The organism is Arthrobacter sp. FX8, assembly GCF_026723805.1.
Classification (GTDB): domain Bacteria; phylum Actinomycetota; class Actinomycetes; order Actinomycetales; family Micrococcaceae; genus Arthrobacter.
The window spans coordinates 33,938-48,045 of record NZ_CP113505.1 but is presented as its reverse complement, the minus strand read 5'-3'; the positions used below and the strand labels follow the sequence as shown (position 1 = coordinate 48,045).

The 14,108-nt window shown below is 67.2% G+C and carries 8 protein-coding genes, 1 tRNA gene and 4 pseudogenes; 10 read left to right on the top strand and 3 right to left on the bottom strand.

Features of this window, described 5'->3' with window-relative positions; genetic code table 11:
* Positions 1–99: 99 nt before the first annotated feature.
* The 4 genes from OUO20_RS00225 to OUO20_RS00210 all read left to right on the top strand — a co-directional run bounded on the left by OUO20_RS00225 (position 100) and on the right by OUO20_RS00210 (position 3,786).
* A complete protein-coding gene (locus tag OUO20_RS00225) occupies positions 100–1,518 on the top strand; it encodes a phosphomannomutase/phosphoglucomutase (RefSeq protein WP_134165835.1) in 1,419 nt (472 codons plus the stop codon).
* A gap of 6 nt (positions 1,519–1,524) precedes the next feature.
* A complete protein-coding gene (locus tag OUO20_RS00220; RefSeq protein WP_018771222.1) occupies positions 1,525–2,022 on the top strand; it encodes a hypothetical protein in 498 nt (165 codons plus the stop codon).
* Positions 2,023–2,037: 15 nt separating this feature from the next.
* Positions 2,038–2,487 (top strand): RrF2 family transcriptional regulator, encoded by a 450-nt coding sequence (locus OUO20_RS00215; RefSeq protein ID WP_018771223.1) that lies wholly within the window; start codon positions 2,038–2,040, stop codon positions 2,485–2,487.
* Positions 2,488–2,625: 138 nt separating this feature from the next.
* The gene (locus OUO20_RS00210) at positions 2,626–3,786 is read left to right on the top strand and encodes a globin domain-containing protein (protein ID WP_018771224.1); all 1,161 of its coding nucleotides are present in this window, start codon (positions 2,626–2,628) and stop codon (positions 3,784–3,786) included.
* A gap of 75 nt (positions 3,787–3,861) precedes the next feature.
* Here the strand turns inward: OUO20_RS00210 and OUO20_RS00205 are convergent, their stop codons facing one another.
* Positions 3,862–5,694, bottom strand: a complete 1,833-nt coding sequence (locus OUO20_RS00205; protein ID WP_018771225.1) for a phosphoenolpyruvate carboxykinase (GTP) — start codon at positions 5,692–5,694, stop codon at positions 3,862–3,864.
* Positions 5,695–5,971: 277 nt separating this feature from the next.
* On the opposite strand from OUO20_RS00205, the gene OUO20_RS00200 reads away from it, so the two are divergent.
* The 5 genes and pseudogenes from OUO20_RS00200 (at position 5,972) to OUO20_RS00180 (ending at position 11,020) form a co-directional block, all read left to right on the top strand.
* Positions 5,972–6,048: transfer RNA gene (locus tag OUO20_RS00200), tRNA-Arg, on the top strand.
* A gap of 74 nt (positions 6,049–6,122) precedes the next feature.
* Positions 6,123–7,576 (top strand): annotated as a pseudogene (locus tag OUO20_RS00195) (dihydrolipoyl dehydrogenase family protein).
* A 67-nt stretch (positions 7,577–7,643) separates the two neighbouring features.
* The gene (locus OUO20_RS00190; protein WP_268002598.1) at positions 7,644–8,345 is read left to right on the top strand and encodes an ABC transporter ATP-binding protein; all 702 of its coding nucleotides are present in this window, start codon (positions 7,644–7,646) and stop codon (positions 8,343–8,345) included.
* Positions 8,342–10,377 (top strand): annotated as a pseudogene (locus tag OUO20_RS00185) (YhgE/Pip family protein). Before OUO20_RS00190 ends, OUO20_RS00185 begins: the two are co-directional and overlap by 4 nt.
* 79 nt (positions 10,378–10,456) lie before the next feature.
* Positions 10,457–11,020 carry a TetR/AcrR family transcriptional regulator gene (locus tag OUO20_RS00180; RefSeq protein ID WP_268002597.1) on the top strand — a complete coding sequence of 188 codons (564 nt, stop codon included), beginning with the start codon at positions 10,457–10,459 and terminating at the stop codon, positions 11,018–11,020.
* Between the two features lie 493 nt (positions 11,021–11,513).
* Here OUO20_RS00180 and OUO20_RS00170 read toward each other — a convergent pair.
* Positions 11,514–12,517: pseudogene (locus OUO20_RS00170) on the bottom strand (EamA family transporter).
* A gap of 72 nt (positions 12,518–12,589) precedes the next feature.
* Here OUO20_RS00170 and OUO20_RS00165 point away from each other — a divergent pair.
* A pseudogene (locus OUO20_RS00165) lies at positions 12,590–13,527 on the top strand (LysR family transcriptional regulator).
* Positions 13,528–13,542: 15 nt separating this feature from the next.
* Here the strand turns inward: OUO20_RS00165 and OUO20_RS00160 are convergent.
* Positions 13,543–14,070, bottom strand: a complete 528-nt coding sequence (locus OUO20_RS00160) for a SixA phosphatase family protein (RefSeq protein ID WP_026266065.1) — start codon at positions 14,068–14,070, stop codon at positions 13,543–13,545.
* Positions 14,071–14,108 lie beyond the last annotated feature (38 nt).

Here is a 14,108-nt window from a genome sequence, read left to right as displayed (position 1 = left end):
CGGGCTGCTATGTGGAAAGCCGGCCGCAAAGCGGACCTGTTACGAAAGAGCTCCCCAATCCACATTGGCCGGAAGCGCTGCCCACGTAAGATAAAGCCCGTGACTAGCGAACAGACAACGACATTTGACCTTTCGGCATCCTTCAAGGCCTACGACGTCCGTGGGATTGTAGGCGAGTCGATCACCGCCGAAATCGTCGAAGCCGTGGGGGCCGCGTTCGTGGATGTCCTGCAGCTCGAAGGCCAGACCATCGTGGTGGGCGGGGACATGCGCCCCTCCTCCCCCGAGTTCACCAAGGCCTTCGCCAACGGAGCGGCAGCCCGCGGCGCCAATGTGGAGCTCCTGGACCTGATCTCCACCGATGAGCTGTACTTTGCCTGCGGGTTCCTCAACCGCGCCGGGGCCACCTTCACCGCCAGCCACAACCCCGCCGAATACAACGGCATCAAGATGGCCAAGGCGGGCGCCGTCCCCATCTCCTCCGAAACCGGCCTCAAGGAGATCCAGGCCCTCGCGGAGCAGTACCTCAACTCCGGGTCCATCCCCGCAGGCGGCACGCGCGGCCTCATCAGTGTCCGCGACGTGCTCAAGGACTACTCCGAGTACCTCCGCAAGCTCGTTGACCTTTCCGCGTCCCGCCCTCTGAAGGTGGTGGTGGATGCAGGCAACGGCATGGCCGGCCTGACCACCCCGGCCGTCCTGGGTGACGCGCTGCTGCCCAAGCTGCCTTTCGACATCGTTCCCCTGTATTTCGAACTGGACGGTTCCTTCCCCAACCACCCGGCCAACCCCCTGGAGCCGGAAAACCTCCGCGACCTGCAGGCAGCTGTCATCGAACACGGCGCGGACATCGGCCTGGCCTTCGACGGCGACGCCGACCGCTGCTTTGTCATCGACGAGAAGGGCGAGCCCGTCTCGCCGTCGGCCATCACCGGCATGGTGGCCCGCCGCGAGATCGCCCGCGCCAAGGCCCAGGGCGAGGAAAAGCCCGCCATCATCCACAACCTGCTGACCTCCCGCGCCGTCGCCGAACTGGTGGAGCACGACGGCGGCCGCGCCGTCCGCACGCGCGTGGGCCACTCCTTCATCAAGGCAGTCATGGCAAAGGAAGGCGCAGTATTCGGCGGCGAGCACTCCGCCCACTTCTACTTCCGCGACTTCTGGAACGCTGACACCGGCATGCTGGCCGCCATGCACGTCCTGGCAGCCCTGGGCGAGCAGGAGGGCCCGCTCTCCGAGCTGGCCCGCGAATACGAGCCGTATGTCAGCTCCGGCGAGATCAACTCCGAGGTGGAGGACAAGCCCGCAGCGGTGGAGCGGGTGCGCCAGGCCTTCGCGGACGAGGACCTCACCGTGGACAACATGGATGGGAGCACGTTCACGGCCAATGACGGCAGCTACTGGTTCAACCTCCGCCCTTCCAACACCGAACCGTTCCTGCGGCTCAATGCCGAGGCAACGGACCGGGCCACCATGGAACGCATCCGCGACCGCGTCCTGTCCCTGGTGCGGGCCTAGCAGCGGATGGCTGACCACACGGGGCAGGCAGCGGGCGGAACCGACGGGCAGGAAAGCTGGCGCGATTCCGTCTCCGAGGCCACGGCAACTGACCTGGAGAACCTCCTGGGCACGGGCGTCAGCGCGGCCCAGGAGCAGCTCCAGCGCAACGGCGGTTTCGCGCCTTTCGCGCTGACAGTCCAGAACGACGGCGAGGTGCGGCTGGTGGCCGTCTCGCCTGCTGATGCCGCCGACGGCGCGGACGGGGATTTCGACGCGGATGCCATGATCCACGACCTTCAGGCCCTCCTCCGCCAGAACCGGGACGATTTCCGCGCCGCCGCGGTGGTCTGCGACATCCTGCTGGTGGAGGAGGATTCGGACGCCATCCATGTGGCCGCCGAACACCGCGACGGATCCCTGTTTGCGGCCGTGCTGCCATACTCCGCCAACGCAACCACACAGTCCTGGGAGTTCGGCGAACTGGGCGCGGACGCCAGCGAGCCTGCGATCTGGGTGGACTAGACCGGACCCGCAGCCATGAAGATCAATGCCTTCGCTGACGTCAGCCTGCGAGCACTCATGGTGCTCGCAGCCGTTCCGGACGGCACGCTGCTCACCACCCAGAGCATCGCGGACGCGGTGGGCACACCCTACAACCATGTCAGCAAGGCCATGGCCAAACTGCGGAGCATGGGCCTGATTGAGGTTGTCCGGGGCCGGTCCGGCGGTTCCCGGCTCAGCCATGCGGGCCGAATCGCCTCCGTGGGCCAGATCCTGCGGCAGCTTGATACCCGCACCGATCCTGCCGATTGTGTTGCGCCTGGCGGCAACTGCCCGCTCATTAACGAGTGCAAACTGCGCGGCGCACTGGCCCGCGCCCGCGAAGCCTTCTATGCGGAGCTGGACTCCGTGGTGATCGCGGAACTCCCCCAGGCCCGGCAAATGGCTCCGGTCTTCCAGATGATCGGCCTCCGCCCGGGGCTTTGAACCGACTATCCGAGCGCAGGCTCCCGGTTTGATTTCAAACTTCTACAAGGTGTAGAACTGAGGCAGAAATACTCGTATTTCAAATATGAGTTTTCCTCCGGCCGGACGAAGGCCCCGGCCACTACCTCAGGAGTTCAGATGCTCTCGGACAAGTCCCGCCCCGTCATTGAGGCCACCCTGCCGCTGGTCGGTTCCCGGATCGGATCCATCACCCCCAACTTCTACGCCCGCCTGTTCGCGGCGCACCCCGAACTGATGGATGGCCTGTTCAGCCGCTCCAACCAGCGCTCCGGCAACCAGCAGCAGGCCCTCGCCGGGAGCATCGCCGCCTTCGCCACCCATCTGGTGAACAACCCGGGCACCCTGCCGGAAACTGTCCTTTCGCGCATCGCGCACCGGCACGCCTCCCTGGGCATCACGGAGCCGCAGTACCAGGTGGTCTACGAGCACCTGTTCGCCGCCATCGCCGAGGACCTGGCCGAGGTGATCACTCCTGAAATCGCCGAAGCCTGGACCGAGGTGTACTGGCTGATGGCGGACGCCCTGATCAAGCTCGAAAAGGGCCTCTACGCCGCGCAGGCCAACGACAAAATGTGGACGCCCTGGCGGGTGGCAGCCAAGGCACCGGCAGGAACCGGGTCCATGACCTTCACCCTGGAGCCGGCCGACGACACCCCCGTCACCCCCGCCCTGCCCGGCCAGTACATCAGCGTCAAGGTGGCCCTCCCGGACGGGCTGCGCCAGGTCCGCCAGTACTCCCTCTCCGGCGATGCAGGCACCAGCCGCATCTTCACCACCAAGCTGGACGACGGCGGCGAGGTCTCCCCCGTCCTGCACCATACCGTCCAGGTGGGCGACGTCGTCGAGATCTCCAACCCCTACGGCGAGATCACGCTCAAGGAGGGCGACGGCCCCGTGGTCCTCGCCTCCGCCGGCATCGGCTGCACGCCCACCGCCTCCATCCTCCGCTCCCTCGCCGAATCAGGCTCCGACCGGCAGGTCCTGGTGCTGCATGCCGAAAGCACCCTGGACAGCTGGGCCCTGCGCAGCCAGATGACGGACGACGTCGAGCGCCTGGACGGCGCGGAACTCCAGCTGTGGCTGGAGAAGCCGGTGGAGGGCGCCCGGGAAGGGTTCATGTCCCTGCGCGAAGTGGACCTTCCGGCGGACGCCTCCCTCTACCTCTGCGGCCCCCTGCCGTTCATGAAGAACATCCGCAACGAGGCCATCAACGCCGGCATCCCGGCCACCAAGATCCACTACGAGGTCTTCGGCCCGGACATCTGGCTCGCCAGCTGAAACAGCCATCCAACGACGGCGGCCCCGCACCTTTTCGAATAAGGTGCGGGGCCGCCGTCGTGGCTTCAGCAGTGACTAGTGCTTGGCCATGCGTTCCTTGAGGGAAGCGAGCTCGGCACGCAGGGCATCCGGGAGTGAATCCCCGAACTTGGCGTACCACTCCTCGATGGAGGCCAGCTCGGCGTCCCATTCCCCGCGGTCCACGCGGACAGCGTCCTCCACGTGGGCGTGGGTCAGGTCAAGGCCGGTGAGGTCAAGTGAATGGCCGGCGGGCACGAAGCCGATGGGTGTTTCGACGGCGTCCGCCTTCCCTTCGATCCGCTCGATGGCCCACTTCAGGACGCGGGCGTTGTCGCCGAAGCCGGGCCAGGCAAATCCACCGTCGGCGGTGCGGCGGAACCAGTTCACCAGGAAGATGTGCGGCAGGCGTTCGGGGTTGGCCTTCCCGGAGACGCTGATCCAGTGCTTCAGGTAGTCGCCGGCGTCGTAACCGATGAAGGGCAGCATGGCCATCGGGTCGCGGCGGAGCACGCCGACCTGTCCGGCGGCTGCGGCCGTGGTTTCGGAGGAAAGGGTGGACCCCATGAAGATGCCGTTGGTCCAGCTGCGTGCCTCGGTGACCAGGGGAACGGTGGTCTTGCGGCGGCCGCCGAACAGGATGGCCGAGAGCTCCACGCCTTCCGGGCTGTAGTATTCCTCGGCGAGCATGTCCACCTGCGAGATGGGGGTGCAGAACCGGGAGTTCGGGTGGGCGGCGGGACGGCCCGAATCTGGGGTCCAGGAGTTGCCCTGCCAGTCGGTCAGGTGCGCCGGAACCTCGTCCGTCATGCCCTCCCACCAGACGCCGCCGTCGTCGGTCAATGCCACGTTGGTGAAGATGCTGTGGCCCTTGGCAATGGCGCGCATGGCGTTCGGGTTGGTGCCCCAGCCGGTGCCGGGGGCTACGCCGAAGAGGCCGGCCTCCGGGTTGGTGGCGCGCAGCTCGCCTTCCTTGCCGATCCGCATCCAGGTGATGTCGTCGCCAAGGGTTTCGACTTCCCAGCCTTCAATGGTGGGGTCGAGCAGGGCAAGGTTGGTCTTGCCGCAGGCCGAGGGGAAGGCCGCGGACATGTAGTACGACTTCTTCTCCGGCGAGGTGAGCTTGAGGATGAGCATGTGCTCGGCCAGCCAGCCCTCGTCACGCGCCATGACCGAGGCGATGCGCAGGGCGTAGCACTTCTTCCCAAGGAGGGCGTTGCCGCCGTAGCCGGAGCCAAAGGACCAGATGGAGCGCTCTTCGGGGAAGTGGACAATCCATTTGTCCGGGTTGCAGGGCCACGGCACGTCGTCCTGGCCGGGGGCCAGCGGTGCGCCGAGGGAGTGCAGGGCCGGAACGAAGAAGGCGTTGGTGGCCGTGATCCTGTCCAGGACCTCGGTGCCGATGTTCGCCATGATGCGCATGGAAGCGACAACGTAGGCACTGTCGGTGATTTCCACGCCGAACTTGGGGTCCTCTGCGTCGAGGTGGCCCATGACGAACGGGATGACGTACATGGTGCGGCCGCGCATGGAACCGGCGAACAGCCCGCGCAGCTTCTCCTTCATCTCCCGCGGTTCCATCCAGTTATTGGTGAAGCCGGCGTCACGCCGGTTTTCCGAGCAGATGAAGGTCTGTTCCTCGACGCGGGCGACGTCAGCGGGATCGGAGAACGCAGCGAAGGAGTTCGGGAAGAGGTCCTGGTTGAGCCTGGTCAGGGTGCCGGCAGCAACAAGCTCGTCGGTAAGGCGGGTGTTTTCCTCTTCGGACCCGTCAACCCAGTAAATGCGGTCCGGCTGCGTAAGCTCAGCAACCTCTTCGACCCATGCCAGCAGGCCGGCATGTGTGGTGGGTGCTTTCTCAAGCAGCGGCTTCTGCGCCAGATCGCCCATTGCAGTTCCCTTCCTCGGGTTCATCGGTGTGAGCTAAATGCTATGGTCCGGACCAGTGGAGTTTTTGGGGAGCTTGACTGACATCTCCGGTCACCAAATGTGAATTCCGCGGAAAATCAAGGAATTATTCCCGCAAAAAAGCCGATTAAGTGACAAAGGTCACCTATACCGGTCTAGTTGCGGAGATTACAGTCGGTTCGATTTGGCACTACGGGCCCTGCTCGCGTAAAGTAATTCGAGGTTCGGGGAGAGCGGTTCTTCTCCCGGGACACGGAATGCGCCCATAGCTCAGCTGGATAGAGCGTCTGTCTACGGAACAGAAGGTCAGGGGTTCGAATCCCTTTGGGCGCACCAACAAGGTCCGCACCGGCTCGCCGGTGCGGACCTTTTGTGCAGCCAGGCCCGTGATCCCCGGCTAGGCTTTGCACATGATGCCCGACGCCGCTGAGCGCGAATTTGATGTTGTTGTTATCGGCGCAGGCGCCGTGGGGAAAACGTGGCCGGCCGCGTTGTGGAGGGCGGGCTCACCGCCGTGCTCGTGGAAGCGGAACTGGTGGGCGGCGAATGCTCCTACTGGGCCTGCATGCCATCGAAGGCACTCCTGCGGCCCGGCACCGCGCTGCACGGAGCACAGACGACGCCGGGCGCCAAGGAAGCAGTCACCCGTACCCTCGATGCCGCGGCCGTCCTGGAACGCCGAAACTATTTCACCTCCAACTGGCAGGACGACAGCCAGGTCTCATGGGTGGAGGACACCGGCATCGACCTGGTGCGCGGCCATGCATGGCTGACCGCCCCCAGGGCGGTGGAGGTGGCAGGCCTGGACGGTACCCGCCACCTGCTGCGGGCGCGGCATGCCGTAGTACTCGCCACCGGCTCCACCCCCAACACCCCGCCCATCGACGGTCTGCAGGATGTACAGGTCTGGGGAACCCGTGAAGCCACATCGGCGGCCGAGGTTCCGGAGCGCCTGGCAGTATTGGGCGGCGGCGTGGCCGGCGCCGAACTGGCCCAGGCCTTCGCCCGCCTGGGCTCCAGCGTGACCCTGGTGGCGCGCAGCGGGCTGCTGGGCAACTTTCCGGAGGAGGCCGCGGCACTGGTTGCGGCAGGACTGCGCGCGGACGGCGTCGAACTCCGCTTGAACACCGCCACCAAGCGCGTCAGCGAGAACGGCGACGGCACCCTCACCGTCAGCCTGGGCGACGGAACCGACGTCACGGCCGAGAAGGTCCTGGTCTCAACGGGCCGGCATCCGGCCCTCGAAGGCCTGGGCCTGGAGAGCGTCGGGTTCGAGCCGGACGGCTCCGGGCACCTTTCGCTCACCACGGACACCTCCGGCCTGGTCCAGGGAACCCCCGGTGACGAACCCTGGCTGTACGCGGTGGGAGACGCCGCCGGCCATAACCTTTTCACCCACCAGGGCAAGTACGAGGCGCGGGCCACCGCTGACGCCATTGCTGCACGGGCCAGGGGCGAGCTCAAGGGCACGCCCGGCGAGTGGACCCGCTTCGCCCAGACGGCCAACCAGCACGCCGTGCCCAGCGTCGTCTTCACGGACCCCGAGCTGGCCAGCGTGGGACGCACCCTGCAGGCGGCCAGGAAGGACGGGTACAACGCGTCCTCGGTGGAGCTGCCCATCCAGGTGGCCGGATCGTCGCTCCATTCGGAGAACTACGAAGGCTGGGCCCAACTGGTGGTTGATGAAGACCGACGGGTCCTCCTTGGCGCAACGTTCGCCGGCCCGGACGTGGCGGAACTGCTGCACGCGGCCACGATCGCCGTGGTGGGCGAGGTGCCGCTGGACCGCCTGTGGCATGCCGTCCCCTCCTACCCCACCATCAGTGAGGTGTGGCTCCGGCTGCTGGAGAAGTACGGCCTGTGACACTTATTTGAACTGACCAGTCAGTTCGGTTAGCCTTGATGCAGACCATTCCTGCGAAAGGCAAGCCTTGCTCTCAGCACTCCAGCTCCATGCCAAAGGACGCCGGGACCCGCTGCTTCCGCCAACCTCGCTGGCCGTGGGCCGCGGCGAACTGCTGCTCGTTACCGGTGACCGCCAGGACCAGCGCACCGCTTTGTCCCTCCTGCTCAGCGGGAGGATGAAGGCTTCGGGCGGCCAGGTCGGCTGGGACAACAGTCCCCGGACCAAGCAGCTCCGCCTGGCAGCGGCCCTGGTGGACTCCCCCGGCGTCAATGAACCTGAAGAACACCTCAGCGTCCGCGACCTGGTGACCGAGGACCTGGCTCTGATACCCCGGCGCTACCGTGGGGCATTGCTCAGCGGCCCGTGGCTCAAGGTCAACCGGTTCGAGGACATCGCGGGCCTCTGGACGGAACAGCTTGAGCCCCGCCGGCGGCTCGAACTCCTCACGGCGCTGGCCCTGGTCAACCCCCGCACGGACCTGCTGGTGGTGGATTCCCCGGACCGCCACAGTGCAGATGAGCTCACCTGGCTGCCGCGCCTGCAGCAGCTGGCGTACGACGGCGGGCGGCCGCTTGCCGTCGTTGCGGCCGTCAGCGCAGTCCCCGGCTCATGGGACGGGCCCGTCGCCGCCATCGGCAACGCCGCCCCGGAGCCGGCCCCTGCCGCGGAAGCCGGGCCGGACCCGGAAAACCAGGAAACCCCACTCGAAACAGAGGTTGCCAAGTGACTGTCCTGCGGCTGGCCCGCTCCGAACTCAAGCGCATGACCGGCGGCCTGCTCCCCAAGCTGACCATTCTGGCGCTGACCATGGTCCCCCTCCTCTACGGCGCGGTGTACCTCTACGCGAACTGGGATCCGTACGGCCACCTCAACAACCTGGACGCAGCCCTGGTGGTGGAGGATGCGGGCGCAACCACGGCGGACGGCAGCCGGCTTGAGGCCGGAACAAAAGTGGCGGACAGCCTGGTGGAAGGCAATGTCTTCCACTGGGTGCCGGTGGCCAGCTCCACGGAGGCCGACGCGGGCGTGAGCAGCGGGCAGTACGCCTTCGCACTGAAGATCCCCAAGGACTTTTCGGCCAACCTGGTATCGCCCGGCAGCTTCGACTCGGCCAGCCAGGCCATGTTGAACGTGACCACGAACGACGCCAACAACTACCTCCTGAGCACGATCGTGGACAAGCTGACCACTGCCGTGCACTCCAGTGTCGCCAAGGAGGTGGGTGAGGAGACCGCCAACCAGCTGCTCACCGGGTTCGGCACCATCCACTCCAAGATGGTCCAGGCCGCGGACGGTGCCACCCGGCTGGCAGACGGCGTGGCCACGCTCAGGGACGGAACGGTCACCCTCCACGAGGGGACCTCGGCCCTGAGCAGCGGGGCGGACCAGTTGTACGCCGGCCAGCTGAAGCTGCGGGACGGCGCCAACCAGCTGACCGACGGCGCGGGGCAGCTCAGCAGCGGACTGTCAGTCCTGAAGGACAAGACGGCCACCCTGCCAACCGATACCCAGACCCTCGCGTCCGGCGCCGCCCAGGTGGCTGCCGGGAACGCCCAGTTGAACGCCAAGGTCCAGGATGTGGCGGCGCAGCTGGAGGCAGCGGACCAGGGACTGCGCTCCCGGGTGGTGGAGTCCAACAGCAGGCTCGTCGCCTCGGGCGTCCTGACGCAGGAGCAGGCGGACAAGGTGCTGGCGGATTTCGACGCCGCCGCGGCATCCAGCCCCGTGGCAGCGGCCAAAAGCAGGATCCAGACGGATGCGGCCCAGGTCCAGCAGCTGGCCAGCGGTTCCGAGGCGGTCAGTGTCGGCGCAGCCCAGCTGGCAGCCGGGATGCCGGCCCTCAGGGACGCGATCGCGCAGGCCTCGGCAGGGGCTGACCAGCTGCACACGGGCGCTGCCGCGCTGGCAGCCGGTGAGCAGTCCGCCGTCGACGGTGCCGCCGGCCTTGCGGACGGAGCACGGAAGGTGGATGCGGGGGCGGCGCAGGTGTCCGACGGAGCGGCCCAGGCCGCGACGGGGTCCGGTACTCTCGCCGACGAGATCGGGAAGGGCGCCGGCCAGGTCCCCAACCCGGACGATGCCCAGAAGAGCAACCTGTCCCAGGTCATGGCCGACCCTGTGGCGGTCAGCAACGTCTCGCAGGCCAAGGCCGGATCGTACGGTGCGGGGCTGGCGCCGTTCTTCCTCACGCTCGCCCTGTGGATCGGGATCTTCATGCTGGTCCAGGCCATGCGCCCCATCACCCAGCGGGCACTGGCCTCCAACGCGCCGTCGTGGAAGGTCGCGTTGGGCGGCTGGCTTCCTTCCTGCTGGTCTCGGTGGTGCAGGCGTCGCTGCTGACCCTGGTGGTGGACGTAGCCCTGGGCCTGGACCCGGCGCACCCGGTCCTGATGTGGCTGTTCATGCTCGCCGCTGCCATGGCGTTCAGCGCGCTCATCCAGGGTGTGGTGGCGCTGCTGGGTTCGCCGGGCAAGCTGGTGGTGCTCATCCTGCTGGTCCTGCAGCTGGTGTCATCCGGCGGCACGTTCCCGTGGCAGACCACCCCGCAGCCGCTGCACGTGGTGCACCAGGTCCTGCCCATGGGTTACGTGGTGACCGGGATGCGGCACCTGATTTACGGCGGTGACCTGTCCATGATTGCCCCCACGCTGGCGGGCCTGCTGGGCTACACCCTGCTGGGGGCGGCCATGTCCACCCTCGCAGTACGCAAGAACAAATACTGGACGCTCAAGACACTGAAACCGGAGATCGCGGTATGAGCACCGAACCCACGGCCGCGGGCAAGGGCTCCGGCCCGCCCGCACCAACGCCACCCGCCAGAAACTGTTCGATGCCTCCATGGAGCTGATCGGCGAGCGCGGCGCGGCCAGTGTCACGGTGGATGAGATCGCAGCGGCGGCCGGGGTCTCCAAGGGCACCGTCTACTACAACTTCGGCAGCAAATCGGAGCTGATCGCGCAGCTTCTGCGGCACGGTGTGGACATCCTCAAGGCGCAGCTGCTCGAGGCCGCGGACAGCGAAGGCACCGGCCGGGACCCCTTGCTGGCCATGGAAGCGATGATCGGCCAGGCCATGGATTTCATGGCCGAGTACCCTTCCTTCGCCCGCCTGTGGGTCAGCGAGAACTGGCGGATCCCCAGCGAATGGCAGGGCACCTTCTCGGTCCTGCGCCGCGAGCTCCTGGAGGTCATTGGCCAGGCCGTGGAGAGGGTGGCCAAGGCCTATCCCGTGGACGAATCGGTGTCCCGGGGCAGCCTGGAGACGGCCATCTTTGGGGCCTGCTTCGTGGTGGGCCTGGACCGGCAGACCTACAACCCCGAGCGCACCCGTGACCAAAGTGTTGCAGCAATCATGGCCATCATGCGCGGCTACCTCCTCAAGGAGCCGGCTCCTCGGGGATGATGGAGCACATGCGCCATACGGGGAAGAGCGGAAAGTTCGCGGTCATCTGCGGCGTCGTCGCTGCGGGGCTGCTGGTACTCACGGCGATGACACTGGCCGAACCGGTCTTCCTGGCTTTCCTGGGCGTCCTGGGGCTGGCCTACCTCGGCGCGCTTGCCGAGATCCTGGTCAGGCGGCGGCGGTTTGCCCTGCTGTCCGCGGGCGCCGGGACCGCCCTGGCACTCGGCTTCTCCCTGGCGTTCGTCAGCACGTGGGAGCTGGCGTTCAGCGGCCAGTCCTCATTCCTGGGCACCCCACTCCCCACGGACGACCCCGACAACTATTTCCTGGGTGCCGCCTGCGCCCTTGCCGGAACGTTCGGGATCCTCTTCCTGGGTGCATTATGGCCGGGAAGGGGCCAGACAATGCCGGCCCGCAGGCCTTCCTCCGCCAGGCGCGGAAGTCCCCAGGCAACGCGCCCCTCCGCGCGCTCCGGCAACCAGGCCTCCGCCCCTCAGCGGGCCTCCGTCACCCGTAGTCCGTCCGGCGGCTCTTCGACCGCAGCCAGGCGCCCGTCGTCGTCCGCCTCCCCCTCAGCCAGGCCGGCACCCAGGTCCGGGAGCGGCTCCGCTTCCCGACGCTGACGCCGCCTGCCTGCACCGGTGAGCACCGCCGTCGCCACCCCGCCCAGGAGGAGCAGCCCGCCCGCCAGCTCCGTTGGCGACGGCACTTCCCCGAGCACCAGCCATGCAGCACTCATGCCCACCACGGGGACCAGCAAGGTGAACGGAACAACAGCCGACGACGGGTGGCTGGCCAGGAGCCGGTTCCAGATTCCGTAGCCCACCAGTGAGGCGAAAACAGCGGTGTAGAGGGCGCTGAGCATGGTTGGCCCCTGGAGATTGGACAGCGAGTCCCACACGGCGCCCGGCCCGTCAACCACCAGCGACAACGCCCCCAGCGGCAGTGGCACCACAGCTCCGGACCAGACAACCAGCCCCAGGCCGGAGGCAGCCCTGGCCTTCCGGGCAATGACGTTTCCGGCTGCCCAGGACAGTGCCGCCGCCAGGACGATGACCAGCGGCAGGAGCGGTGCCACGGCGCTTCGTCCCACGGCCACGAGGGCGAGTCCTGCTACCCCCAGCACGACACCCGCGAGCTGGCGTGCGCTGGGCCGTTCATGCAGGAACCCGGCGGCGAGCAGGACGGTCAGGAGCACCTGTGCCTGAAGCACCAGCGAGGCAAGACCGGCCGGCATGCCAAGCGCCATGGCAAGGTACAGAAGGCCGAACTGGCCGGCGCTCATGAAAAGTCCGACGCCGATAATGGCCTTCCAGCCCACGTCCGGCTTCCTGACGAAGAAGATCCAGGGGACAACCACCAGGACGAAACGCAGCGCGACGAACAGCAACGGGGAAAATTCCGGCCGCCGGCGTGGAGCCCGATGTCGATGGCCACGAAATTCAGGCCCCACAGCAGGGCTACAAGGACGGCAAGGAGGGATTCGCGCAGGCTCACGCTCCCACTCTGGCAGAGGTATCAATGAAGCACCAGCGCGTAATTCAGCACTGAATCGTGTACTTTTTCTTCATGATCGACATCGGGTCGCTGCGCGCCCTTGCGGCAATCGAGCAGCACGGGACGGTTATTGCGGCGGCGGAAGCCATGGGATTCAGCCCGTCCGCCGTGTCCCAGCAGGTGAAGAAGTTGGAGAAAGAGGGCGGCTTCGCTGTCCTGGAACGCCGCGGCCGCGGGGTTCTGCTCACCGAGCGGGGCTGGCCCTGGCGGCTTACGGGCGGCGCATCCTGGCAGAGCTGGAGGAGTTGGAGTCCACGCTGCTGGCAGACCCGGCGAAGCCCAGCGGCAGCCTCCGCATCGTTTCGTTTTCCACTGCCTGCCGTGGACTGGTGGGGCCTCTGCTGGCCCAGGTTGGGCAGTCGGGGGCGGCGCTCGACATTTCCGTCCTGGCGGAGGACCCGCGCGAGGCCGTGGCCAGGGTAGCCAACGGCGAAGCCGACCTGGGCCTGGTGCACAACTGGAACTCCGTGCCGCTGGTGATCCCTGAGCACCTGGCGCTGGAGTGGCTGTGCGAGGACGTGGCCGATGTCCTGGTCCACCGCGGGCATCCACTCGCGCTTAGGGCGGAAGTTGACCCTGCCCAGCTTGTCGACGAGCGCTGGATCAGTACGCCGGCCGGCGCGATCTGCAACGAAGCGCTCCTGCGGATCTTCGCCGACCTGGGCCGGGTTCCGGACATCAGGGTTTACGATCCTGATTTTGCCACGCACATCGCTTTCGTGGAGCAGGGCGTGGCGGTTGCACTGGTGCCCCGGCTGGGACGCCCGGCGCTGCCTCCGGACGTCGTCGCAATTCCAGTGGTCAATCCGGTCCAGGCGCGGCAGGTGGGGTTGGTCTATCGCAGGACCATGACGGCCAGTCCGGGCATCAGGCACGTCGCGGCGCTGCTGCGCGGCATCGCGGCGGATGGGCCAGGAGCCGGTGAGGCTGGGAGCCAGTGGGCCCGGTAGCTGGTGAGGCTGGGGCTAGTGGGCCCGGGGCACCTTGAAGCGGGTGATCCGGGCATCCTGCCCATCGAGTTCCGCCCACGTCTTCTCCGTCTCCAGGACGGTAAGCGCATTGGTGGGAAAGCGGGTGGCGGCGTCCATGTAGGCATCGTGGTCGGAGTCGCGGGAGGCGAGGTGCATGGCCAGGTCCTGCACGCCGGGCAGGTGCGCGATCACCATCAGGGTGGTCACGGTGTCCGGCACGTGGTTGACCACGGTGAGCATGCGGAGGGCCGAGGCCGCATACAGGCCGTCTTCCAGCTTGGGCGTCGGCGCTTTGTCGCCGAGTTCGGAGCAGACCCAGGTGCAGGTCTGCCGCGTGCGGAGCGCGCTGGAGCACAGGATGAAGTCCGGGACGATGTTGTGCTTGAGCAGCCAGCGGCCGGCCAGCGGCGCCTCCCGGTGCCCGCGCTCCTCGAGCGGCCGCTCATGGTCGGCCACCCCGCCGGGCCAGTCGGCCTTGGCGTGGCGCATGATCACAAGGCGTCGGACATGGTGCGAACTCATGGCCCAAGCCTAGCCCCAGCAAAAGCAGAGGGCGCCCG

Excerpts from the sequence above, each read along its gene's own strand:
- OUO20_RS00160 (WP_026266065.1), bottom strand. The coding sequence starts at position 14,070 with ATGAGTTCGCACCATGTCCGACGCCTTGTGATCATGCGCCACGCCAAG.
- OUO20_RS00210 (WP_018771224.1), top strand. The coding sequence starts at position 2,626 with ATGCTCTCGGACAAGTCCCGCCCCGTCATTGAGGCCACCCTGCCGCTG.
- OUO20_RS00215 (WP_018771223.1), top strand. The coding sequence starts at position 2,038 with ATGAAGATCAATGCCTTCGCTGACGTCAGCCTGCGAGCACTCATGGTG.
- OUO20_RS00205 (WP_018771225.1), bottom strand. The coding sequence starts at position 5,694 with ATGGGCGATCTGGCGCAGAAGCCGCTGCTTGAGAAAGCACCCACCACA.
- OUO20_RS00180 (WP_268002597.1), top strand. The coding sequence starts at position 10,457 with ATGGAGCTGATCGGCGAGCGCGGCGCGGCCAGTGTCACGGTGGATGAG.
- OUO20_RS00220 (WP_018771222.1), top strand. The coding sequence starts at position 1,525 with ATGGCTGACCACACGGGGCAGGCAGCGGGCGGAACCGACGGGCAGGAA.